The organism is Haloplanus vescus (assembly GCF_900107665.1).
Taxonomy (GTDB): domain Archaea; phylum Halobacteriota; class Halobacteria; order Halobacteriales; family Haloferacaceae; genus Haloplanus; species Haloplanus vescus.
Map to the genome: position 1 here is coordinate 158,876 of NZ_FNQT01000004.1, position 25,173 is coordinate 184,048.

Genomic DNA, 25,173 nt, shown 5'->3' on the forward strand with positions numbered 1-25,173 from the left:
GAAAAAGAAGGGGCGTCGGCCCCTACTCTTCCCACCAGCGGTCGTCGCGCTCTGGGAAGACGATCATACTGTCGTAGGTGACTGCGAGGGAACAGCGCCCTTGGTACCAGTTCTTCTTGAGCGCGCGCATCCGCACCCGTTCACCTTCTCGGACGAATTTTGGCTCTGAAGCCGTCCAGGATGTGAACTTGATTTTCCCGGTGTCGTCTGCGATGAGACCGACTTGTGCTATGGCTGAATCGCTCGGAGGCCAGAGTTTCACGATCTCGCCTTCGATGCTCACCTCGTCGGTCTGCACGTCCGGGACGTCCTCGATCGGGCAGATGGCGCCGGGGGCCGCCTTGAGCGCGTCCATCGTGTCGAACACTGCTTCGGTGATGTCCTGCCCCTTGGCGACCCGCTTTGCGAGCGCCCGCGAGACAGCGGCCCGACTGTGACCGGTGCGAAGCCGCTGTGCCATCCGGTCTGCTTCCTGGTTCACCTTCGCCAGCTCCATCCGGGAGAGGCGTTCACGCGGATCCGTCCGCTCAGGGGTGCGTTCCTCCCGCTTGCGCTGCCGCCGTTCGGTGACGACCTCGCGGGTCCGCTTCGCCCGCCCATCTTGGGTGCCGAGTTCTGCCTGGGCGCTGATGTGGTCCAGTTCGGCCTCCCGGGCGCGAATCTTCTCTTCCTGCGCGAGGGGCAGGTGCGAGAAGTCCTGGACGATGCCGTCTGGGTGGTTGGAATCCACCTTTGCCTGCGTTTCCTGCTGGACCGTCGCCCGGAACTTCGGCTGGTCGTCGACGACCTCGAAGCCGTCCTCGTCGACGCCGGCGTCTTCAGTTCGTTCGAATGCCTGTTCATCCACCGTAACGACCTTGCGACTCGAGTTGTTACTTGACATTGGTATCCTCCAGATACCACTGAAGGCGCTCGCGCGCCGCCACCGCGATGCCCCAAACATCGCGGTTTTCCGACGATGTCGACGTCCGATAGCACCGACTGCGCGCTCTCGCTCGCGCCTTCGCGAGCGCCCTGCCGGGCGCGAGCGAGAGCGCGCCCAAGTGCGGCGACCCCAACCAGCACCGCGCGCCGACCCGCCCGGAGCGAGCGGCCAGCGGAGAAAGCGTGGGGGGTGAGCAGCGACGCCGCGCAACCCCCCGCGCTTTCCCGCTGGCGTCGAGGGCACATTCACTTTAGCCCGGCAGCCCGCCCGCTACTGCAGGCAGGCAGCCCGGAATGGTCGGTCGCGAGCGACGCGGAGGGCGGCAGCGGCGAGCGGGGCGGGCCGGTACGCACACACCTGTCCAGCCGGCCGCGACACTCGGCGACCCAGCTACCGTCCTGGCGGACTCAGAAAGGGCGAGGCCGTCTCGGTCGTCCCCCGACCCCGCAAGCACCGCAGGGACGAGGAGCGCAGCGGTGGTCGCGGGATGCCGAGCGGCCGAGGGCTTTCAGGGAACGTCGCCGTCGACGAATTCGATCGCGCTACTAATCCGGTGCCCCGGCTGGCTCGTCGAGAAGGACATCGACGCCGTCGTGGGTAACAGCGAGCTGAATCCCTTCCACAGTGAACCGGACCTCGACGTCGCCGGTTGAAGATGCGAGAAGCTGTTCGAGTGCCCCGACGTCAACGGCGTCGTGGAGCTGATACGAATCACTCGCCAACCCGTGGGCTTCCAGTGTCTCGACGATTTCAACGAGTAGATCAGGGGATGTATCTGAGTCTCGGGGGGTGGAGGGAGCCATTGTGGCCTCGGCGGGTACATAGGACGAATAGGAGTTAAAAATGGGGACTCGACGGACCGTCGCTACGGGCTTTCAACCGGTCCCTCAGCCGTCGTCCTGGGCGTTTAGCTCCTCGAGGAACCAGCTGGCGTCGGTCCCGATCCGAACGCCGTCGACGTTGCGCATCTCGAGGCCGTTCGTGGCGGTCCGAAACGGCTCCTCGTCGACGAGGATGCGGTGGATGACTGTCCGGACCGACTCCGTTCCGTACCTGTCGACGAGAGCCGCGACCGCCGTATCGAAATGCGCATCCTCGTGCTCGGCTCGCGGGTTCTGCGCCCGGTGGATCACGAGGTCGACCACATCGTCGACCGATGCGTGCTCGGGATTCCCGGTTTGCTCACGAACGTTATAGAGGGGCTCAGCATCAGACATTATGGATCACTCCGTCTCGTCGTCCGTATCGGTCCTCGCCGGGTCGATTTCTCGTTGCCGGCAGATCGCAGCCAGCGTCTCCTCAAGCGTGTCCACACTCCCGGTCGCCGCGAGCTCGTCGGTAATCTCGTCGATGAGTGCGGCTCGCTTGACGGCAGTCTCGTCGCCGGCGGTCGTGTCGATTGATGCGACGCGAAGCGCCCGCGTTTCGTGCCAGCCACAGTTCCAACAGTCTCGGGTCACCTCGATCTGCTCGTCCTCTTCCGCTGCGAGGACGGCGTCGGACACCGACGTCGAAAGCGGCCGGTCCGGTCCGACCTCAAGGGTGACTGGGGACCCGCACGCGGGGCAGTCCATAGTCATCCCGAGGAGCGCCCTTCTGTTGAAGATAGCGGAGCGACGGGACAGCGACACAACCAACGCTGCAGGGGCGTGGGGTGGGACAGCTACGGACAACTGTGACCCTCCCGGAGTGGTCGCCGTTCCACTCACCTTGACGACCGCTCGGCGGATCAGTCAGAGACGATGTGCGTGTCGAGGTCGCGCGTCCAGTACGTTGCCGGCCCACCGGGACTACACCGTGCACAGACCTGTATCGGGCCTTCGAGATGGCCGAGTTCGATCCGAAACCGGGTGAGCGCTGCGAGCGCGTCGACGACAAGGCCACAGCTGTCACAGGCGTAGTGATCACGCTCGTCGGGATTTGCCGTCTCCTGAATCGCACAGTCGACGCAAATCGGGTGACTGACCTGCTCCTCTTTCCCCCACGTGTAGGCGATCCCGGTCTCTGTCCCGGGTGGCGCCTCGCAGAAGGCACAGCCGGCCAGCGTCTGCTGCATCATTCGTCCGCCTCGCCGGCGTCGTGGGCGGCCATCCAGCCCGTGTGGAAGACGGCGAGCTGCTGCATCGATTCGAACGCTGTGTCGCTGGGCTCGTGAACGAGGAGCCGCTGGTCGACGACCGGTGTGACCGTCCCGGCATCGAGTAGCTCTCGAATCAGCTGGCGGGCCGTCTCGTCGTCGAGATCCGCCGTCGACGGTGACCGGGCATCCCGATCCTGAGCGAGCAATTCTGCTTCGAACCATTCGTGATCGTCTGCCGTATCGTCGTATCTATCCGGACCAGACATACGAATCAGGGGCAGCGCACGAACCGCCCCGCACCCATTCTGGGGCACAATAAACAGTCACCACTGGCGCTTAGTCTCAGCCACGACGGCGATGTGGTCCTCTCTCCTCCACGCCTCCCGCCATCGTCCGGGTGGCAATCCCGCTCACGTGGCCTGCGGCCTGGCACCTCGGCCCTGTTGGCCGCGAACATAACTTTGGGCCGCCACCCCCACCATATATCGGTTGATTTTCCTGCTGTCTGGTGGCGGAATTCGGCCCTAAATCGCAAGACAGCGATACCTGACACCAAATTTCGTTGGCTGTCCGGGAACTCTCTGATTAGTGAGTCTGGTGTCTAGTGCTGCTATCTTGCGATTTATGCACTCCACACGAGTCCATTCATATCTGGTGTCTAGGAAAGACTAGGGGTGGTGTCAGGCTGTCTATTCGGGCGGTATAGGTGAATAGATTCTGTTGAAACGCTACACAAGTGATAGAAATAGCGAACTACGATCGCCGCTCCCGCAGAACTCTCGGAGTTCGCCGTTCCTATCCCTCAGTATAGAAGCTGATGTAGAACGACCCACCACGAAGCTTTTCTAGAATCTCCCGCTCCTCTCGCTCGATACCGACGAACTCGTCGACGTTGTCTATATCTAAGAGATTTACAGTGCGGTCATTGTCACTTCGCCAGTCGGTTGAGAAACCGACGAGTCGGATTATGTAACGGAATGCGCGCACTTGGTCCGTGTTTGCGTCGTCTGGGGACAACGGTCCGGGACGGAGCGCCATACGTAGCTCGTTCCCGGTTAATTTGATTCGGCCGCTTCGCATCCGTTCCGCTGCGACGGCTTTCGACTCGACCCGATACATCCACTCCGGTGTCCAAGACACGACGGACTCGGTTTCTGGCATTGCCGCGAAGGGATCTATCAAGTCAAACCCTGGCCCTCGTTCCGCAGACGTATCGAACAGGGCGTGGAACGCCATCCTTGTATCGCTCGTCTCAGCCAGGTTCTTTGTCCGGAGCACATCGGCAGGGCTGGTGGCCTCCACTGCGCCGCTACTGGTCCACGATGTTGCAATCTCGTCGACTGACTTCAGTCTCCACCTGTCGTGTCCACGCCACGTTTCCAAGCGATCTAAAATCGACGAACGGACGCTGACTGGTGCGGCTTGGAATCGCTGCCACGCACGATTCAAGCAAATTAATTCTCCCTCTCGGCCTCTTGCATCGATTCCGACGTTGGGTTGTCCGTACTCACCCCCCGAGGAATCGCCGATGGTTGGGGAACCTCCTCCGGAAGCGGAGCCGTCGGCTGAGATCTGTGATGCGAGCGAATCGAGCGACTCATCTCGCCCCTGAAGCCACTCATTCGTGAGATCTTCCCTCGTTCGGCCCTCATCGGTTGCGTAGTCACTCGTTGTGCCGTAGAACTTCGCGAGCGCGGTTTCAAAGGCTTTGTCACCGCCATTGGGAGTCGTCGCCGCTTCGATGAGTGACTCCATCCGCTCTTCGATGGTCTGGTCGGTATAGATTACATCCGACTGTTTCAGGTCTTCCCACTCTGTGCGACCCCATTTCCTGACGGCGCCTCTGAGATGTTCCAGCGGTTCTGGCGTTGACTTGAGGTAGGGCAACGCGCCGAGCCGGACCTCGCAAATGTCGGATGGAAGCGTTTCTGCGTGCGGAACGAATTGCGCGACGCGTCTATTTGGCTTTGGAGCCGGTGTAGCCTCTCGCGCATCTTTGGCTGCGCGTTCGAGGGTCGCCTCGCCCTCATCTTCGTACCTACCGACTGCATTCCAGAACCGACGAAATCGTTGTATAGTCGTGCTGTATGACTCCACCGGAGCGGTACCCTTTGCCGACGGCCACGTTTCGAGAGTTTGCCACCGATACCCGGCCTTGACGAGTGCGTCGATGTCGATACTGTTAACGGACTGATCGAGTTGGTAGGTGATCCGGTGTCGCACCGCCTCATCGTCGGTGGCTGCGGCACGTATACATTCGATAGCGACCTCATTGTCGAATCCACACTTCTCAGTCAGCGTGTTGAGCCACGACTGGAGCAACGTGCTCTTAGTAACCGCGGCTGGGTCATCTTCGAGTCTGTGTAACTCATTCAGCGTTACGCGCGCGTTGACAGTGAGTTCATCCCCTTCAGTTAGGGATACGGTGGGTGCAATCGTCGAAACGAGGCCCTGAAGAGTGTGGTGGATAACTTCAAGACGCTGTGTACGGAGCTCGTTGATCTCCGCTCGAACTTCCTCCAATGCCGAGCGATACTCTGTCTCCAGTGCCGACTCTCCTTTGAACAAGACGTTCTCGAAGGTATCTGCGAGGTCGAACTGTTCGAGTACTTGGACGATACCATCTGCTGTGAGGTACGGCGGTATCGCGTCACCATCGACACGCTTCACTGCGTCTTCGAAAAGGGCGATATGTAGTCCTCCATCCTTGGCTCCGTCAGCCGGTTCCCATTGTGCCGAATTACGCTGCGTATCGTCATCGTCGTCACGTGCGACGATCGCGATTCGGTTCTCGACGACAGCAGACAATTGATCGTGCTTTTCTTCGAGGTCTGGAGCTGTTGCCTGTTCGAGATATGCTGCCAACAGGTACTGTTGACGCTGCCGAAGCGTCTCCCGAAGGGTGTCGAGGCGATCCGTCCCCGATTCGACCTCACCACCACTGACTGGTCGAGGAGACGGTGGTTCGCTCTCTATGATTATCCCGAATGTTACTGTCGTCGCCTCTTCGTCGGCAGAGCTTTCGGTCCCAAGAAGGCGGGCAACTTCTGTCGAGTCGGAAGGCCGTTCGACGAACGGCCGTGCGTCCCGAACCAACCGATCACGTGAAAACGAGGAGAGTGGTTGTGTGAAAATAACCGGCTGCTGTGCTATTGACGGCGCCCCCGGTGCGGGCGCTTCCGCACCAATCTTAAGCGCTTTCGAGTTGCGGCCTTCTGTAATTCGAACCGTCGTTCCGAGGCGCCAAATATCGCGCCGAATCCAGCGCCGAATCTCTGGTCGTTCGTCGAGTCGATCTGCGAGTGTCTGTCCGGAAGCGAGCCGGCGCATCAGGGCGTCGATGGGCACAGAAAGCGCCCGTGCGGACCAGCTCGCCGATATATCGAAGGGGTTCTGACCTGGTGTCTTCTCCACTGCGAACTGCCCAATGAACCAGTTGAGTCGCTGAGCTGCCATCGGTGGGGTCAAATTATCGATTTCTCGAATACCGAGGATCCTGAGAGCTGACGAAATATCCACTGCCTCTGACCCCGATGTGGGAGCTAACCTCTGTTCGAGTTTGGAACTGTCGACTCGCGGCAAATACTGAGCAGCCCCTCTGACTTGTTCTGCATCGTCGAAGATCAATTTCTCTGCCGAAGCTGTCGTCCCATCCTCGACTGTAAGCCGGTCATTCCCGCCCTCATCTTCGAATTGGCTGTCGACAGGCCAGAGCTCTGCTTGAGCTAATTGCACGGTTCCGAGGCTGGGGATAGCAGCCCCGTCTGGGCTTTCGCTGAACGAGTGCCAGTTGCTACAGAGCCACGCGCTGTTAGCGACTGTTTCGGCAAGGTCTGGCCATAGGAGCAAGATTGCGTCCCGATACTTCTCGCGAGCTCGACCATCAGATATCTGAGGTAGATCGGGGAAGTACCACCAGACCGGCATAAGTGCCTCTTGCGAATCGTTTGCAGCCCATGTTTCCTCGTCGCATTCCAGCCAGTTGTTTCCACAGCCCGTTGAGTGGGTGGCGGTGAATGCAGGATGATTGTCTGACCGCCACATGACGTCGGTATAGGTATCTAAAACCTCGTCTGGCACGTCGAATCCGTCGTCTTCGTTGAGGGGTTCTCCGCGAGCGAGATTCTGGGCATCGGCAACGCTAATTGTACCTGCCTCACGATCGTCGTCTCCTCTGGTCGGCAACACCCATCGCCAATCGATTCGAGGGCCGATCTGTACGCCCAGATGAATCAGGAAGTCCAGACGCAAGACCCGCTGGAGCCCCTCGCTACTTGACCAACTTCCAAACACCCGTTGCCAATAGTCGCTTTCTGGTTCCGCGAGTGTCGGTGTCTCGGACGGTGTTACGCTGGACGCCTTCTCGATGACCGCTGCCCATCGCCGAAACGTAGTTGCTCGGGACTCTTCGTGTGACCCTGCGTCGAAGAATCGATCTGAACTCGAATCGATTCCTTCTAGAATATCTGCAGCTGCTTCGAACTCGCTTACCCATTCGGTCCCGAATACGATTTGTTCGGCAGGAAGCGTTTCGTCCTGCCCGTCCTGGTGTCCGATTGGCAATTCAACCTGCTGGGTGTAGCGCCGCTCAAGATAGTCATCGTAGTCGGAAGGCAATTTGTTCGTCTTGGCACCAGTTAATGTGGCCTCTACCTCGTCGAATCGACGATTCCGATTGGGGATTGGATGAAGCCACTTCGCTATCTGTCCACGTGTTACCGTCTCGTAGAGTGTCGAGAGATAACCGATAACGCTAGAATCGGAAGTTCTCTCCCCCGAATATCCTCCAGCCTCTGCAGCAACCCGTCGGTAGAATTCTGCAGGGCTATCCAGATTTCTGGTCCCCCAGTCCCGGTTGAAACTCTCGAGTGGCCCGATCCATTCCGTTCGGAACGGGACCACGAACACGGGGAGTGTCGTCGGTGGGGATGGAAGTTCTGAGATAATTGACTCAGACGTCTGACTACTCCCGGTTCGGCGAAAGACAATACGCTCGCTCCGTTGTGCTCCGTGTCCCTGCCGCGTGTCTCCGCGAGAGCGAGCACGAACGAGATGTGTGACACCATTAGAGGCATCAGTGTCGTTAGCCTGGTGTGCTTCGGCGGGTATGAGGGGGACTCTTTTTTCCCCGAGCCGACCCGCTGCTCGCTTCACGTCTGAATCGTCGTCTAAGTCGAGTTCATCACCTTCAGAGGCTGATGTGAGGATCGAACAGATCGTCTCGAAGTACGCCTCCGCGTGTTCAACCCGTTCAACTGGTACCGCCCACCTACCAGAGGAAACAGCGCTTCCACTGAGCCCCCAGTACTCACACAGAATATCGATGCAGCCTCGGGCATTACCGGTGTCATCGTCGAAAAGACGCTCCAGAACCTCGGTCAGGCCCAGCCTCCTCGCACACTGGCGAAATGTATGCTCGGTGTCGCCCTGTAATGTAGAGACACGTTGACTCCAGGTGTCTCCCGACTCAATGACTGTCTCGGCTGGTAACGGTGCTTCGGGCGCGTCTCGACGAAGGGTCTCGAACCCTCGAATGCGCTCGGGATCAAGCAGGGTATCCCGAGGGCATTGTGCGTCCGTGTCATCGGTCGGAACAATCGGAGAATCCTGAAGCAACGTGACCGCCTCCTGTACGCTCTCGGTTAGAGGCGTCCCGGAACCCGAACTGGGTTCCCCGCGTAACGGCATCGTCATCCAAGGCATCCACTGCCTGAATCCATCCCTGCTTGCTCCTCTCTCGTCGCCCCTCGCCAAGTCTGTCCCGGCGTCAGCAATTAAGTCTGGAAGCCGGTCAAGGATCTGTAGATTTTGTTGGTCGTCAGCGAGCGACTGCCTATCGAACTCGACCCGGAATGGTGCGTGGACGACGAACGGGAACGGGGTCGTAGCCTTCTCTATCGGGTAGTGGAGGTAGAGTGGCTTTGGCGATGGGTTCCAGTCATCCGTCGATTCGGGGGGCCGTTCGAACAGTAGGTGGATCTCGTCCCGTTCGTCTTGGTCGTCATTCGGAACAATCTCGTCATATGTTCGAGTGTAGCGTCTATACTGACGAGTCTGCGAGGTACCGTCGGCGGTCTGGACCGTATAATCGACTGACCTGCGAGTCGTATTGGAGTGTTCGTCTATTGAGCGTTGATCAGCCTGGTCTATGCAAACCTGATGCCGATCTATAATCTGAAGCTGTCCTGTCTCGTCGTGCGTCACCTGAATCAGGTCGAGCTCTTCGATCTCTTCAAGGAGAATCAGCGTTTCAGGTGAGATATCAGTGCACTCTTCCCAGAATTCGCGCCGACGTCGTTCGCAGAATGCAGCGCGATCCACGGGTTCTGACGAACGCCGGTTTGTGAATGTTGCCGCTCCTTCTTTGTCAGATGTCGTGAGGACCGACTCAATATGATCCAATAGATCACGCCACTGGTCATCCAAGTACTCGAGTTCGACTACCGTTGAGAAATCACCCCGATACTCGTCTAGCCAGTCAGCTAACTGAGGATCCACTCGCTTGGAGAGGTTCGCGCTCGATACATTATCCCGAATGAGATGTGTCTGGAGTGGCGTTGAGTCCGCTTGAGTATCGTTCTGTAGGAACGGATAACGGAACAGGGAGATCCGGGGAATGTCTGTGAGAATATCTACAGGGGTCGGCGGCGGTTGTCTCGGCTCATTGAGGAGTTGATCCACCAGTTCGTCTATATCGATACTATCCGGGACGACACTTTGATCGGAGAATGAAAAGCGGCCTGTGTCTAAGAAATCCGACTGGGTCTCGGTGACTCCGAGACGGTCGACGAAAGAATCGGTATCGAGTAATCTTTCATACATCGAGAGAACCATTTGCGCACTCTTCGCCCGAGAGAACGTAGCCGAGAAATCCTCACCGTCCACGCTTGAGTGAATGCTGAATGCTTCACTCAGCTGTAAAATCGATTTTAGTCCGACTCCCTTCTCCCCGATCGAATCCCGTTCCTTTGCTTTGGCAGAACGTCCCAGAGATGTGACTGCCTCGAACACGTCATCGTCGTCTAAATGAAATGGCTCACCGGAGTTGGCAATTAGTAGTGATTCTGGCCCCACAATAACTGCGACTCGTCCATTGGTCTCTTCCTCACTCTCGACAATCGCGTCTCGAGCATTTTGAATTAGCTCCAGAATAGTGCGGTTGTCGTGTGCGGCAGACACGACTTGGTTCCCGTACCCAAGATCGCCTTCTCGATTCCAGGCGGTTCGGTTATTGAGCCCACTCAGAAGTTCGATGTATTCCTCGTGGCAGAGCTGAGATATACGACTGGTGACACCTGCCTGCGTGTCCATCATGAAGTAGGTTGTACATGATGCCGGTAGCTATTCTGATAAATGTACTCTTCGAGAGGCGTGTGCTCAAGGTACAGTTCTACGGTAGATGCCCTCCATCACTCGGGAATTCGCTTAGGAAGTAATGATCCGACTAGTCCGACTATTGTAAACTAGTGAAACTAGCCTCCTAGCCTACTAGCGAAATAACGGCCTAGACGGCCTGAAACGCCAATTCTACAGAAACTCTTTATGCCTGAACCCGATAGTGAGCGCTACGGTGTGAGAGGCCTGTTCGAATACTATGACCGACTACAAGAGAGCGAAAATCCAGTTCCTCGAATGGCTGCAAGGACAAGGAGAGCACCGGGGATACAGCCCCGAGGTCAACTACGATGCGAAAGTTATCTTGGAACGTCCACGTCTACTAGCCCGGTCCCGAGCCTCTGTTGAGCAACGAAGATACCTGAATTTCAAAGTCAACGACGAGATTGAATACAAGAACGACGAGTTCGAGAAGGTGTACTCTATCATCTTGGATCTGCACGACGGCAGTAACTGGGATGCAGAGCTGGATACGTTCTATCCGTTGCCTCTGAGATTAATCAACAATCTCGCTAACAAGGATATCAACGAGGACCATCCGGTTACGATTGACTTGTCTCACCCTGGTGTGGAGCGTCAGAAGAACCGATTACAGACCCTGTTCCCGATCGAGGAAGAGGAAGATCAGGAACCACCGGCGGAGCGAATCACCGACAACCGGACCAAGGAGCTCAATGACATCGCGAAGAATCTGTAACACTATTTCTCCTGATTTGGAGGTCATTCACGTACGCTTTCGTGTGACCGATGCGCGCGCTGTATACACACGGCCTAAACAGACTATCAGCAACTGAGAATTTCACCGGGGATTGTGGTAAATCTATTCACCGAACGAAAGAACCCGCCTTGCCTTGTCAAGAGGCGACTGTTCCTCCCGGCCTTCTTGACTCGGCTCCTGACCGAACCCGCGCTCTTTGAGTACGGCCTCCAGACGGTCGCGTTCGAAGCGGACGGTCGTGAGTTCCGTTCGGAGTTGGTCGACCTCCGTCTCTAATTCCTCGATTCGCTCTGATTTCCCCTCCAGTTTAGCTTCGAGACGTTCAACCTTCGCTGCCAACAGCCGGTTCTTTTCGCGAAGATGAGCTTGATCTAGGTCACCAGATCGCTCGTCGCTCGCAGAGGCAGTACTGGCTGGCTCCGATTCATCGCCAGCCGCGTTCTCATCAGGGGTAACTCGCTCTCGACCGTGTTTCAGCCCTGCTGTTTCGATGGCTTCCAGCGTCTCGTTGTATGTTTCGTAGCCGGGGAATCCCTCGTAGGTTCCATTCTCTCCCTCACGATCGACGAACGCGTCCTCGGGACAAACCTCGAGCGCGACAGCTGCTTTCCGAACGGCCCAGAAGGGCATCTGGTCGTAGGACCCGCCGTCGACACGGTCTGATCCAGCCTCCGGGATCCACACCGGGATGTCATAGCCGACGCTCCGGAGTTCGTCGACGGCAGCCCAGTAGTCTTCGCCATCCAGGTTCGCATCGGCGTCGGCAACGATCCCCGTCGCGAGCGCCATCAGTTTCGCCGGCCCACCCCCACCGTTCACCTTTGAATCGCCGAAGGTGTTGGCCTGCTCGTCGACGAAACAGGACTGACCACTCTCACTGTGGCGCCAGCACGGATCGAACTGCGGCCGCGGCTGGTTTGGATCCGTATCGTAGGCATCGCTCGCGTAGTGACGGGCAATCTCGGTGATATCGATGTTCTCGACAGCCTCGTAGACGTCCTCTTTGAACGGCGAAATGGGCCGGCCTTCGAGGGTACCGTCGAGTTCTGCCAACCGCTCCTCACGTCGCTGGAGCGCCGCCTCACGTTGTCGCTGACGTTCACGTTCCCGCTCACGCTCCGCTTCGACCCACGCCTTCAGCGTTGCCCGCCACCCGTCGTGGTCCTCGTACAGATCCGGCCAGAGTGTCGCGACCAGCGAGTCGACACAATCCGTGTGCTCGACTCGCGTGAGATCATCAGCCCAGCTGACCGCCTGCTCGATAAGGGTGTCATCGACGGTCTCGAACGGACGGAGCTCGTAGCGGACGTCGTCGGTCGCGATGGGCGTGACGACGGCATCGTGATCGGCGTGGATCGAGAGTGGCGGCTTGTACTGGCGGTTCTTGTTGTTCACCCAGTCGGGCTGGATGACGTCGCCGGCGCCGTCGACGCGTTCGTTCACGCGGGCCTCTGCCTCCTGGAGCCATACGTTCGAGCGGTCGAGGAACTCGTCGTACACTCGTTCGAGCGCATCCGGATCCTCGCTGAAGTGGTCCGCAATCGGGAGCGTGGCCTCCGGTGCCCCGAAGACGTACGCGCCCCCAACGGAGTCCAACGCATACACCGCGTCCCGCGTGCCGTAGAGCGTCGCATACTCGTCGACGTAGGCGTCGAGCGTTCGCTCGACGAGCGCCTGTGTCTCGGCATTGAGGTCGCCTCGCTGGGGCTTGATGTCGTCGGCGAGGTCGATATCGCCCCAGGCGGGAACCGCCCGGAGGTCGGCATACCCGGGGGTCGGGGGCTCATCCTGCCAGACAGTCGTCTCCTCGGACTCGTCGTAGCGACAGGGTTCCCACTGCTGGAAGGCGGACGGTGTCTTGTAGGTGGTGACGGCGTAGAGCGTCCGTTCGAGGCGGTCGTGGATCTCGTCGTAGTCACGATCGAGGCGGGCAACCCGCCCGCGCTGCGGATACCCGGCCTTGATCGCCTCGACGTCGTCGTGGTCGCGTTTGATGTACCATCCGACGAAGTCGTTCAGCCCGATGGTCGGGTAGTCCTTGACGGTCGCCAGTGCCTCGTAGACGGGGTTGGCACGACGGTAGTACTCGCGGATAGCTGATTCGGAGAGCGTCATCTCGTGTGCTCCTGCACCTCCTGACCGGGCGCGAAACGACTACGCACTGGCATCGCTTGGTCCCTCCTGGTCGCCGGCGTCGGACAACTCGATTCCGACGTAACACCGCCGCGTCTGGCCGTCCAACCACTTCTTGTCACGCTCGAACTGAGCGTGGTCGCGAAGCGTCTGTGTGAATCGGTTTTTCGGCTTCACCTCGTATCCCCCGGCCGCCGCATACTGCTCGTAGGCATCGTAGACCTCAGCAACCGCGACAACCCCGTCGTCGGATTCAGTGAGCCGGTCCTGGACGAATGCCTGAATGCCGTACGGGTCCACCTCGTTGTCTTCTTGCGCGTCGGAATCGATCGAGTCATCCGGGGGTTCCCCTGCTGGATGGAGCGTCCTGTCCTGGATCGCGTCCACGAGTGCCGGAACGGCGGTGGCCGTCTCCGTGTCTGGCGTGTAGATGTCGAGCGTCTGGTCGCTCTCGGTGGTCGCAATCGCATACGTGCGCTCCGTGTAGTCAGGGATCGGGAGGTCGGTACTGGGCACGAACGGGCGCTTGACAGGCACCCACTCCGCTTCGAATGCCTCGCGAGACTCGTAGGACTCGGGGAGCTCTCCCGGCCTGAAGACGGTGTATGTCTCGCTATCGGCGTCGTAGCTGTACGTCGCAGGGAACTGGTCTTTCGACACGGCGTCGAAGGAGTCTATCCGTGCGTGCTGGTCCCCGGCACTATCCTCGAGGACGAACGCCCCATCCCGCTTGAACCAGCGGGTGTGGCGACTGCCGCCAGTGGCCGGTCGGACGGCTGTCACCCCATCCGCGGCTCGCGCACCGCCGTTGAATGTGACGTTGTGGTTCATCGTATACAGCCGCGTCTCACCGGATGAAAGCTGATTTCGCGGCTCGCTGAGGATTTTCGCGAGCCGGTCGGCGACCTCGCCGGCTGGTTGATCGTTATGGTCTGCGACGACGAACAGCGGGATTCGCTCCTGTTCCTGAGCTTTCCGGAGGTTCGAGAGAACCTTCGCCGGGCGGACGTGCGTGGTGGTTTCGACTTCGACTTGGAGTTCCCAGTCGAGATCCGAATGCGTCGCGATGGCGTCGGGGCGGGACTCCCCGTTCTGATCGAGGACCTCCACAGAGAAGCCCGCCGCTGCGAGCGACTGCTCGACCGCTTCGAGGACTGTGTCGTGGTGCTCGCCCCCGCCGGTCGGTGACGTCGACGTGTCGGGCGTGGCTGCCTGCTCACCCTCGTCTGTGAGCCGACACTGCACCGACGATGCCCCGTCCGGGAGATCGACCTCGATGAGCGAGGACGCCTCCCGCACTTCTGGTAGTGTCTCGTAGCCCTGCGCCTCGATGGTGCCTTCCTCGATGCGCGAGAGCAGTTCCTCGTCGACGTCCTCGACGGACACCCAGCCGTTCGTCTCGCGGACCTCGTTCGACAGCTGGACGGCGCGGATCGCACGGGCCATCGCGACTTCCAACGGTAGGTCATCCGCGTTCTCCAGAGCGACGTCAGTCGCAGCGTCACGGCTCTCCACGGTCGTCCCGCCAGCCACCCCGTAATCCTCTCGGGTATGCTCGTGAACGGCCTCTAGGGCATCCTGGAATCGCTCTTCCTGCGCACCAGTCAGAGGCTGCTCGCTATCGGGATGACCGGGCGGAATCGGGAGGGGTTCGATACTGAATGGGTCGGGACCGGTTTCGCCGAACTCCGGACTCGGGAGCTGTGCGATCCACTCGCCACGCGGGAGGGAACTAATCCGATTCTTGAACTCGACGGGATCCATCGCCTCATGTGAGAGTGCCTCGGCGATGTCGGCGTCGACGGCGATCTTCCCGACGAGGGGACTGCCGATATTGTTCAGGACGTTCAGGTAGACCTCGCGGTTGCCGGCCTCCTTCATCTGCTCGGGGAACTGCGTCACGAGTTCGATGGACAGCCGGAACTCCCGCCCCTTTTCGAGCAGTGTCGTCAGCGTATCTGAGACGACGACCGACGACGCCTCGTCGATGAGCAGGTTCGCCACGTAGTCGTCCGGCTTGCGGGCCAGCTCGTCGCCGTCGCGACGCTTGACAGCGTCATAGAGTTGCGTCAGAATGACTCCGGTCATCACGCGGGCGGCTTCGTCGCGGAGATCGCCGAGGTCGAAGATGACTACCTTGTCCTCGTCGAGGAGGTCGCGGAAGTCGAACTGCGACTGGGTATTGTTGAAGATCCGTCGGAGGTGGGCGTCCTGCGTGATGTAATCCATTCGGTTGCTGATGCCGCTCACGACGTTCGAGAACGTCGCCGGGTTCGAGCGCAGGTGTCGCTCCAGCTTCTCCGCGACTTGCGGGTCGCTGGCTCGCGGTGCATCTTCCGGTGTCGAATCTGGTGGCCCGGCGGCGTGAAACTGGGTCACCGCCTGCTCGAACTGGTCGTGGGTGAAGTAGTTCGTATCCTGCCGGAAGTGCCCGTTTTCGAGGCCGTACTCCTCGTCGTACATCGCCTTGATGAGGTACTTGATGAGCGTCGGCGAGGCGATGGCGTCCTCGTACCGCTCCGGCCCCATCACGAGTTTGATGAGCTCTTCGTAGTGGTCGGCCTTGTCCTGGATCGCGTCGACGCGACGAACCCCATCTTCCAGCGCCGGCGTGATGTCGAAGAACGCGAACCCAGGTAGGATGTCGGGCACCGAGAAGTGGAGGACGTTCTCTTCGAGGTCCTCGGTGCCGAACCGCTTCCCGTGAGCCCGCATATAGTTCTCTGGGAGGTTCCCGCCCTTGGAGTCGATCAGGAACACGGGGCCCGTGGTCTGGTCGTACAGGGAGAGCGCGTCGTTGATCAGCGCGACCGATTTGCCGGCGCCGCTCTTCGCGAACCGGCCGACGTGGAACGGGAGGAGATGCGGGGGAATCCGCATCGGCTCCGGCGTGGGCGTGCCGTCCTCCCCGAGACCGCGGCCGATCGCCATCCCGGAGTCCGTGAATGCATCCATGTGGTCCTGCGCCGGGAGTGGCAGGGGCGTCCGGCTCTCGGGTTCGGCGTCGGACCCCCGCCCGCCCTCGGTCGTAAGGCCAGTCGCCGGCGGAACGACCACGAAGTTCGCCAACTCAGCCGGCCCAAGGACGAGATCGGGGCGGGTTTTCCGCCAGTCGCTCTTTGTAGCCAACGTAGCGTTGAGTACCCGGTCGGCGTGCTTCTTGGCCCGCCGCCCCTTTCGAAGCCCACGGCGGATGCGCTTCGGTCGGAGCCGATAGTGCGGCCCGTTCAGGTGATCGAACACCGACCCGATATCGTCGAGACGATGGTCAACCCGCTCTCGTTGTCGGTCGGAAGCCACGAGCGAAAGTGCCCGCATATTCACCGTGAACGTGTGCTGTGGCTCCTTCTCGTCGATAGCCTCGACTCGCTCCCGCCCACCGATGTCGAGATACCGACGCTGTCGCCCGGTGTTCGACGGACTCTGTGGTTCGTTCTCCGTGTTTCCGAGGAGTTCTCCGAAGAACCAGTCGACGACCCGGTCTTCGCCTTCACGGAGCTTCCGCTGGCGCTCTCGTGCCTCGTGCGTCCAGTTCGATTTCCGCTGAAAGAGTACTTGGAAGGCGATCGGGTGTTCGGCCCGGGTCAGCTGATCGATGAGTGACGCGAGCGGGGCCCGAGCGTGATCGTCATCGTCGTCTTCCGTATTCGTGAATTGGGGGAGTGTCGTCATCCAGTCTTCCCGCCGGGTAGCCTGCCCGTGCCAACTGATTCCCAGTGGGGTCGTCTCATCGACGGTCGGTTGCGTATGGGCCGGCTGGTGATCGGCATCGAGTTCGGAGTCGGACGGACCAGCCGCTGTGGACTCGTCACTTGAATCGGCCTCGAACAGATCCACGTCTTCGTCCTGCGACGTAGAGCTCTCCGACAGCACACTTCCGCCATCACCGACCGGTTCCTGCCCCGTCGAACCGAAGAGAGTCACGGGCTCTGAATCCGAATTTGGGTCTCCGGGGGATTCCTCAGGTGTCCTGGGATTCATTCCGTGGCTATCGTCTCTCCCGGTACTGTGGTCCTGAGATGGGTCTGCTGTCGATGGGAGTAGCTTCGTTTCCAAGTCAAGGGTGACCCGCTCGAACGTGACGGTCGGAGGATACAGCGTCCGGAGGCGTTCCTCGAAGGCATCTAATCGGCGGTCGGCCCCGTAATAGAACTCGACCGGCTCGTCTGCCCCCTCACTCACTGCGAGGAACTCGAACACCGGTGGCGGATCGCTGAAGGGACCGATACTTGCGAGAAATCCGTCTTTGCCAGCGTCAAGGCCGTGGAGGCCGGCCAGCTGGCGGACTACGGTCTCCGGCGCGAGATCGCTCCGGGAGGGAGTGATCCGGATGTACTCGTCGCCGTTAGCCACTGCCGGGCGTTCTGACGGGGTCAGCTCAGTCATCCTCCTGAGAGGTAGTGCTAGTTGGTTCACCGCCGTCGGCACGCGTGCCGGCGGGTCGGCTATCTGGATTCGTCACGCTCGTCGTCGATTCGGGCTCGAGCTCGGCCACGTCCGCAGCGCCGCCGTCGATGACGTGGGCCTCGTAGTCGCTCGCCCGAATTCGGAGTGGGAACCAGCCCTCCTGGTCGATGCCGACCAGCGCTTCCGAGTAGCCGTCCTCGTCCTCTCCGGCCTTCGCGGAGGTAACCCAGTTCACCTGCCGTTCGCTGAGGTCGAACCACTTGGCGATCTTCTCTTTCTCCTCGTTGACGCGGTGGAGGACGGTCAGCGAACAGAGGTTCGCGATGGTGCGTGCCTCCGGCGTCAGCGCGAATTCACCCCCCGTTTGCGTGATAAATTCGAGGCTCAGATCGAAGTGGCGGCTGTGTCGGACGGCCGTCTCCAGGAAGTCCAGCGAGACAGCGTCGTTCATCAGGTAGTGCGCCTCGTCGATACAGAAGACGACGCGCTTGTCGGTCTGCTTGACCCGCTCGTAGACACTGTTGAACAGCACCTGCATCATCAGGCTGGTCTCCGCCCGGCCACGGGTGCCCTCCTCCTGGTGGAGATCGAGGTAGATGACCTTCGAATCGAGGTCGAACTCTGAGGGGCGGGCCAGATTCTCGAGTTCGCCGCCTTCGCGGAACGACGGCCGGAGATCCTTCAGCAGCGACTGGGCATCGGACTGGACGGCTTCCTGCTCCCCATCCGTGACGTAGCCGTACTCCTCGGGATCTTCGACCATCTCTTCGAGGACCGTGATGATGTCGTGGATGGTGGGCGAGTCCCGGGTGTGTGTCTCTGGATCGCGTGTGATCCCGCGCTTCTCGTAGGCTTCCTGGACGGCCCGCCGGAGCGTCTGGTTGCGCTCGCCGAGGGGATGGTCTGCGACGTGCTCGAAGAACGTCGCGAAGAAGGTCATCACCCAGTTGATCTGCTCGCCCCACGGGTCGATGTCGTCGACCTCCTGCAGGACGTGGTCGGGCGTCGGTTTGATTTCCAGCGGGTTCAGCCCCCGCCGGCCACCGACCGTGATCCGCTCGCCATCGAGCGCCTCGTTGACGCCGGCGAACCCCCGCATCGGGTCGAGCATAATGACGACCGTATCCTCGTCGAACATCGCCCGCCGCACGAGCCGGAGCTTCGTCGCGAAGGATTTGCCTGCGCCGAGCCGGCCGATAACCATCATACAGTAGCCGGTTTGCCGTTTGAATCGGTCGAGGATGAGTGGACTCGAATTCAGCGCGTACGTCCCGTATTCGATACCGGGTTCCGCAAACGCACCGGAAACGAAGGGGAACATCGCGCCGACTGCCCCGCCGAGCATCGGCGTCTTGCTGTCGAGCGTCTCGTTGAACTGATCCAGGGCGATCGGGCTCGCTGAGGTAAACGTCTTCAGCTGTGACCACCGGGGCGTCACCGGCGTCAGATTCGCAGGCGCTTGTCGGGCTGTCGTCGACACCGACTCGGCGTCGATGTTCTCGCGATCGTTGCCCCTGACCGTGAGATACATCGAGACGTCGAACGCCTGCATCGTCGTGTTCCGAAGGACGTCGTACATCTCCTGGTGGTCCTCGAGGTCTTTCTCGACGCCCCGGGCGCTCGCACGATGCTTCTCGGTCAGGTACTCGTAGTCGGCTTCGAGGTCCTCGATCTTGTTCTCCAGCGAATCCAACGTCTCTCGCGTATCACGAGGATCGATGTGGATGCTGACATCTGTCTGTTGGGTCTCGGCGGCCGCGTACAGTTTTTCGAGGAAGCCATCCATCGGAGCATCGGGATACTCACCGACCCACAGACTCTGCGCCCACTGGGTGTCAGTCCGGAGGGCGCTGGGCGTTCGCTCGATACTCGACGGCGAGACGACGGTCTGATGGATCTCGGGGATGCCGTCGACTGCCTCACCGTCGGCCTCGTAGTCCACGGTAAACTGTGATTCAGCATCTTCCCCCTCTTCGTCGGGGGCCTCGTCGTCGGTTTCCGAACTATCCGAGCTGGTGAACGGAAGCAGGTTTCCAATCATGACTTGTTGATGACGGGGGACGTTCGAAGCACCTGTTCGGGGTCGCCGTACTCGATTTCCGTGCCGGTCCAGTATTCCGCGATGAGGCGGGTGAGTTCGGCCGCATCAACGGGGCGCGTGTCACACCCCTCGATGCCGCGGAGGCCGCGCTCGACCCGCCGGCGCCGCTCGTCCAGTTCCTCGAGCATCGCGGCTCGCTCTTCCTCCTCCGGCGGCGCCGTGACAATCTGGATGAGGATGCCCAGTACGGGGATCCCAGCGAGCTTTTCGAGGAGGCTGGCCCGTTCGTATCGGACCTCCTCAGGTCGTACCGGAATCAGGACGTAGTGGTCGCGAATGGTCATCTGACGCTGCGCCAGCTCCCGGTCGTACCAGTCGACGTAGTGCTCGATGAGCGCCTGGAGTTTCTCGTTCGATTTGACGTCCGGGTCGCTCAACCGGTCTTCGTACCGCCCGACGTACTCGTCGGCGGGGAACGCCTGCGTCGTCGAGTAAATCTGGATCGGGAACTCGACGGTCGTATTGACGAAGTCCTGGAAGGCCTCCGCCTTCTGGGCCCACTCCTCGTCGGTCGCGAGCGCCATCGTCGGTGGCGACACCTGAACGGCTCCGACAAGGGCCCGATCCGTCCGCTCGATGGCGTTGTGTCGCGGGTAGACGCGCTCGACGTGAGTGTACTCCTTCGCCTCCTCGTGGGCGATCTCCGTCTCGCTGCGGTGGAAGTTCACGAACAGACCGAGCCAGTCGAGACTGTTGGTGTAGCCGGGCGTGAGGTAGACGAACAGCCCACCGAAGGCGATCGCAATCGCTGCGAGGGGGATCGTGAGGGCGGACACCGGAATGCCACGAACGGTGAGTGACGGTGGGATAACGACCTGCGTCACCAGGACTACCAGTACACCGGGAAGACCGGCGACGGCGAGGTCCGTCAGCGAGTACTTCCCGAGGAACTGGGTGTCGGTACCGAGCGACTTCGGAATTCGTTTCGCGGGGTCAGTTGCGGAGCTCATGGGTTGTTAGTGGATATAGCGTGGCGGGTCATCTGCTGAATCTGGATTCCGGTTCCGAGTCTGGGGGTCCCGGAACGCATCGTCTCGATCGAATTCCTCGCCTCCGTCGTTCCCACTACTATCCTCGCTGGTGGTGGAGCCGGCCGTAGAATCATCATTTCCGCCGCCGAGGTTTCCGCCTCCGCTGTTTCCTCCCCCTCCACCGCTGCCGTCGGTGATCGCTTCACGGAGGCGAGAGCCAGTCGTATTGAGTCGTTGGCCGGTAGAGTGGGCTCTCGAATCACCAGAGTTCAAGACGTATTGGCCACCGCTCTTGACTGCGGGCTCATCGCGCACTCCTCGAACGAAGTTTCTCCCACCCTGTTTGGCCGATTGGACTTGTTCACGTCCTCTAGACAACCGACTACGGGCCTTCTCAGCAGACATATGTCTGGCCGCCCTGTCGGCGATGAAGAACAACGCCCCGGCCTGCCAGAACAGAACAAATGGAGAGGCAACGGCGAGAAGCGGGATAACGAGTGCCGTCAACCAAGCCCCGAACTCACCAGCTGAAGGGCCGAAACTCGTTCCCAAGATGTCCCCGAGACGGAACAGGAGAGCAACTGGGACCGTCATAAACAGGAAAGGGACGTAGAACCCGGCCAACTTCTTCATGAATTTCGAGACTAGGGCGAACGGCCCGACGCCAGGGATCCAGAATACAATGAGGAGTGGCATCAGGAACACGAATAGGTAGAGCGCCAGCTGTCTCGCGAGATAAATCAGACCGATCAACACGAATAAGAGCAAATTCGTTGAGAGAGCAACAACTGTGCCGAGCACGCCCATTCCAGTGAACGACAGCGTCTGGAATAGCGAGATCTCTGACACCGAGGGGACGAGGAACCCAGCTAATGCATCCATAAATCGCAACGAGAGCGCTGAGATCCACCACCACGATAAGATACCGAGCAATCCAGCGAAGGCGCGTTTCTTGAGCTTCGAGCGATGGTATCCGTTGAACAAGTGGCTCGTCGATTCAAGGAAAATGACGATCCCAAGCGAGAGACCGTACAGCGATAGCGAAAGCGGGATGATCATCTCCCAGTAGTAGTCGTAAATTCCAGGCCACGCTGCGTTCGTCGGCTGATTGAACACCGAATCTGGATGGGGAGTACCCACCACTGTCCGCAAGACTGCATCACCGTGATTTTCGATGACGGTCTCTATGGGGCTGAAAAGTATCTCAAGGAGTTCTTGGATAGCGTTGATGATAATGTCTCCAAGGGCACCGCCATCGCTGCCCCCGTCACTTTGAGCTAAAACCGGAGCAGTGCCCGTACTCAGTAGCCCGAAGAAGACGACGATAGAGCGAATTAGGAATCGAACGGGACTACGCATTTTCTCCACCCCCGTCCAGTAGTTCAATCTGGACATCTTTACACGGGTGTTGGATCGCGCCTTGGTCGTCGATATGGTATCCACCGGACAGCTCTGCCCGAATCGGTTGCTCAATATCTCCGTGTGGGGTCTGAACAACGACGGTTAATTCTGCAGTATCACTCTCACATGAGACATCGTCGTTGTCATCGATGACGAGAACACCCCGTTGTTTCAGGAATTCCCGTTCAGTACCGGGGCTGAGGAATTCTTCGCTCGCCTCCGGACGCTCGAACGTTGTATCGGCAACGCCGTCTCCTTCGATGACCTCAGGTGCGTTCCGATACGGCGCATTCCGGAAGCCAATATTATACACCCAGGAGGGACCAGTACCGATGTTCTCGACCGTCACAAAGAGCCGACCACTACTGTAGCCATCATCTTCATCGAACTCCGGTTCGACATCGGCTATCTGGATATCGGGCCGGATCTCCAGCGACATCGACTCAGATGTCTCGCCCGAAACGGCGACTAACTCGTACTCGCCGACAGAGTACGTCCCACCAGTTTTGAAGACGATCTGTATTTCGACTCTTGTAGCTCCCTGTGTAACGGTTGACTGTTCGAACGTAGTACCATCTGGACCAATCAGATTGAGTTGGTCGACGTCGTGATCATCAGCCAGCGTCACCACGAGGTTGGGTCCCGCGAAGCTGATTTCCTCAAATACCGAATCTGTAGACGGCGACGTTGAGGACGAACCTGTTGGGGATTCAGTCTGGTTGCCGGGACCATCGGTTCCGGAACACCCTGCTACTCCTGCAAGCAGGGCTGTTCCAGACGAAGCCAAAAGACGGCGTCGACTAATCCACCGTTCCGAATTCCGGTCATGGGATTCTGAATGTTCTCTGATCATTATAGTGACCTCCACGGGGGCCAGATACGCCACCCTGTAATCCGATCGATGAAGAACACTGCAAGGAGGAACAGCGAGACGGGAACGCCGATCCGGAACAGCGTCGACACCAGCTGGAGCACTGAGCCTTGCAGCAGGACGGTATCCGAGTCGCCGGTATAGCCGGGAGGATTGAGCCACCAGTGGCCGGGTTCGTATCGGGCCGACACACCGCCAGGGGAACGTTCAATCGTCATCGTAACGGTTCCGTTCCCGGTCGTGTTCACCCGCTGCCCGTTGACGACAACGTAGCCGTCCCGTTCGGCGGTGTTGATTGGTGCGTCGGTATTCGCGTTCAGGAGCGTAACCCGGACGGTGACGGTGTCTTCGGTCTGGTTCACCACCCCAAGGGTGAGGTTGCTCTCGTAGATCTGGATTCGAGCGAACTCATCGGCGGGCCGCTCTGCCTCGACACCTTTGACGAGTCCCCACGCACGGACGGTTTCAGGCTGCTCGTCGGTCGTGGCCCGCGTCGCGATGCCGTAGCTGGCCGTGTACGGCTCCGTGAGAACGTCCAAGTGGACGTTCGATGGGAGCGTCGGAGGCGACGTCGACGTGCCGTACACATCCAGTATTGTCACGTTCCGGCGGGGCGACGGCGTCGGCCCCGTCTCGATGGGGTACGCGTTCACCTGGAGTGGATGGAGCGGTGAGTGGGCGGTCCGCTGTCCGTCGTCCGAGCTGTAGACCAGCGTATCCCAGTCCTTGTCTCGGGCTGAGTAGAACCGCCAGACACCTCGGACGTCACCGTTGGGCAACTGGTAGCCGAGCCACGGCTGGTTCTTGTAAACGACGAGGCCGAGATCACCGTTCGGATACTCCGCGATGAACCCTGATACCGCGAGGTCGTACTTCGTGACCTCGATGGAATCGGTCACCGTGACGGTCTCGGTCGGGTATGAAACGGAACTCTCCCAGTTGGTACAATCGCCTTCGTCGTTGTGGGCGGTACAAACTTCGACCTCCTTCCGAAGCCGGACCGAGATGTTCGCCTGGAGCGTGAGCTGATGGTCTTCGCCGGCGTATCCATCCAAGGAGTACGACAGTGCCGGCGTGTGGGAACCACCAGCTGTCGTCTCTTCGTCGCCGTCGACGAGGAGTCTCGTCTCCTCAACCTGGTGGCTCTCCAGACTCCAGTAGACGCGTCGATCGCCGGAGGTGTCGTCAGGCGGCACTGCCACCCGGTAATCGACGGTCCCGCGGAGCGTCCCGTCTGGAGCGACGTAAAGCGGCTGTCTGGACGACGAGAGGCGCGCTCGGGTGGACGGCTGAACGGCGAACACCTCAGTATAGGCTTCCTTGATGAACTGGTCGCTGGTGAGGTCCGCATCTGGTGGATGGATCGACACGGAGCTGTTGGTCGCCGGGAACTCTTGGTGGTCGCCCCGGTTCCATCGCTCGACTGCCCGCGGGGGCGAATCGAACGGGACATCGGTCCCCTCGCCAAGCTGCTCGACTGCCGATCCGTTACTCAGATTCGCACCGTCGGTCGCACCGTCTTGATCCCCCGACCACAGTTTGTGAAAGGTCTCCTCCGGGACGCCGTGGTCAGTACTATTCGGGGGATGGGCGCCCACCGGAACGGCGGCTGTCGATGCGACGAGGACGGCGGACATGACGAGTGCGAATCCTGTTGCGTAGTTAGAACCCACAACTCGTGCCGCCGACCACGATGTTGTTCAGGATGAACTGGACGATCTCCGTCCCGAGGGGGGCGACGATCACGCCCCAGAGCAGGCCCTGATTCCGGACAGATTTCATCTCCTTCTTCCAGTCCGAGCGACGGGTGAACGGGATCGCCACCGTCGCGCCGAGCGCGAGGACGCCGCCGATGAGCGGCCCACCGAACTGGATGATGGTGAAGATGTTCTGGATGGTGTCGGCCATATTCGAGTCGCAGAATGCGCTCCCCGGATCCGACTGTGCGGCCGCCGTCCCCACGAACAGGATCAGCGGGAGGAGCGCAAGCAGAATCGGGCCGATGGACCTGTGGATGATCCGAATGACGGACGTCGATTCCTCAGTACTGGCCGGCGTCTCGCCGGAGGGGACCTTAGCACACATCGTTTGTGGAAACGGATAGCACGACCAAAAGAGGTCAGAAAATTTGGATGAATTTGGAGATCTTCAAAGTTCTCCAAGTTCTCTAG

Annotated in this window: 16 protein-coding genes; 1 reads left to right on the forward strand and 15 read right to left on the reverse strand. The window is 59.9% G+C overall.

All coding sequences use genetic code 11. The features are described from left to right. Nucleotides 1-22: 22 nt before the first annotated feature. From BLU18_RS12565 to BLU18_RS12605, 7 genes are all read right to left on the reverse strand, one after another. Nucleotides 23-883, reverse strand: coding sequence for a DNA-binding protein (locus BLU18_RS12565; protein WP_092635428.1), 861 nt, complete (start codon nucleotides 881-883; stop codon nucleotides 23-25). A 587-nt stretch (nucleotides 884-1,470) separates the two neighbouring features. After that, nucleotides 1,471-1,728, reverse strand: coding sequence for a HalOD1 output domain-containing protein (locus tag BLU18_RS12580; RefSeq protein WP_092635433.1), 258 nt, complete (start codon nucleotides 1,726-1,728; stop codon nucleotides 1,471-1,473). 84 nt (nucleotides 1,729-1,812) lie between these two features. Then, the gene (locus BLU18_RS12585) at nucleotides 1,813-2,142 is read right to left on the reverse strand and encodes a DUF8158 family protein (protein WP_092635435.1); all 330 of its coding nucleotides are present in this window, start codon (nucleotides 2,140-2,142) and stop codon (nucleotides 1,813-1,815) included. Nucleotides 2,143-2,148: 6 nt separating this feature from the next. Next, complete coding sequence (locus BLU18_RS12590) at nucleotides 2,149-2,499, reverse strand: DUF8105 family protein (protein ID WP_092635437.1); 351 nt, start codon at nucleotides 2,497-2,499, stop codon at nucleotides 2,149-2,151. 155 nt (nucleotides 2,500-2,654) lie between these two features. Next, nucleotides 2,655-2,981: a DUF7558 family protein gene (locus tag BLU18_RS12595; protein WP_092635439.1), complete on the reverse strand. Its 327-nt coding sequence runs from the start codon at nucleotides 2,979-2,981 to the stop codon at nucleotides 2,655-2,657. After that, nucleotides 2,981-3,271 carry a DUF8069 family protein gene (locus BLU18_RS12600; protein WP_092635441.1) on the reverse strand — a complete coding sequence of 97 codons (291 nt, stop codon included), beginning with the start codon at nucleotides 3,269-3,271 and terminating at the stop codon, nucleotides 2,981-2,983. The genes BLU18_RS12595 and BLU18_RS12600 overlap by 1 nt, the downstream gene beginning before the upstream one ends. Before the next feature lie 529 nt (nucleotides 3,272-3,800). Beyond that, nucleotides 3,801-10,316, reverse strand: a complete 6,516-nt coding sequence (locus BLU18_RS12605; RefSeq protein WP_143025269.1) for a sacsin N-terminal ATP-binding-like domain-containing protein — start codon at nucleotides 10,314-10,316, stop codon at nucleotides 3,801-3,803. A 283-nt stretch (nucleotides 10,317-10,599) separates the two neighbouring features. Here BLU18_RS12605 and BLU18_RS12610 point away from each other — a divergent pair, with 283 nt between their 5' ends. Beyond that, nucleotides 10,600-11,097, forward strand: coding sequence for a hypothetical protein (locus BLU18_RS12610; protein WP_092635445.1), 498 nt, complete (start codon nucleotides 10,600-10,602; stop codon nucleotides 11,095-11,097). A gap of 123 nt (nucleotides 11,098-11,220) precedes the next feature. Here the strand turns inward: BLU18_RS12610 and BLU18_RS12615 are convergent, their stop codons facing one another. The 8 genes from BLU18_RS12615 to BLU18_RS12650 are packed head-to-tail and all read right to left on the reverse strand — an operon-like array spanning nucleotide 11,221 to nucleotide 25,087. Further along, nucleotides 11,221-13,233: a cell division protein ZapB gene (locus BLU18_RS12615; RefSeq protein ID WP_092635447.1), complete on the reverse strand. Its 2,013-nt coding sequence runs from the start codon at nucleotides 13,231-13,233 to the stop codon at nucleotides 11,221-11,223. A gap of 39 nt (nucleotides 13,234-13,272) precedes the next feature. Further along, nucleotides 13,273-17,637, reverse strand: a complete 4,365-nt coding sequence (locus BLU18_RS12620; protein WP_092635449.1) for a primase-like DNA-binding domain-containing protein — start codon at nucleotides 17,635-17,637, stop codon at nucleotides 13,273-13,275. After that, nucleotides 17,630-19,699, reverse strand: coding sequence for a VirB4 family type IV secretion system protein (locus BLU18_RS12625; protein ID WP_092635451.1), 2,070 nt, complete (start codon nucleotides 19,697-19,699; stop codon nucleotides 17,630-17,632). Before BLU18_RS12625 ends, BLU18_RS12620 begins: the two co-directional genes overlap by 8 nt. Beyond that, entirely contained in the window at nucleotides 19,696-20,709 is a 1,014-nt protein-coding gene (locus tag BLU18_RS12630; protein WP_092635453.1) for a TraC-like domain-containing protein, read from the reverse strand. The genes BLU18_RS12625 and BLU18_RS12630 overlap by 4 nt, the downstream gene beginning before the upstream one ends. Before the next feature lie 6 nt (nucleotides 20,710-20,715). After that, the gene (locus tag BLU18_RS12635; RefSeq protein ID WP_092635455.1) at nucleotides 20,716-22,089 is read right to left on the reverse strand and encodes a TrbL/VirB6 family protein; all 1,374 of its coding nucleotides are present in this window, start codon (nucleotides 22,087-22,089) and stop codon (nucleotides 20,716-20,718) included. Continuing rightward, nucleotides 22,082-22,984 carry a hypothetical protein gene (locus BLU18_RS12640; RefSeq protein WP_218124100.1) on the reverse strand — a complete coding sequence of 301 codons (903 nt, stop codon included), beginning with the start codon at nucleotides 22,982-22,984 and terminating at the stop codon, nucleotides 22,082-22,084. Before BLU18_RS12640 ends, BLU18_RS12635 begins: the two co-directional genes overlap by 8 nt. Further along, nucleotides 22,984-24,675, reverse strand: a complete 1,692-nt coding sequence (locus BLU18_RS12645) for a DUF8186 domain-containing protein (RefSeq protein WP_218124101.1) — start codon at nucleotides 24,673-24,675, stop codon at nucleotides 22,984-22,986. The genes BLU18_RS12640 and BLU18_RS12645 overlap by 1 nt, the downstream gene beginning before the upstream one ends. Beyond that, nucleotides 24,665-25,087: a hypothetical protein gene (locus BLU18_RS12650; RefSeq protein ID WP_004594540.1), complete on the reverse strand. Its 423-nt coding sequence runs from the start codon at nucleotides 25,085-25,087 to the stop codon at nucleotides 24,665-24,667. The genes BLU18_RS12645 and BLU18_RS12650 overlap by 11 nt, the downstream gene beginning before the upstream one ends. Nucleotides 25,088-25,173: the final 86 nt, after the last annotated feature.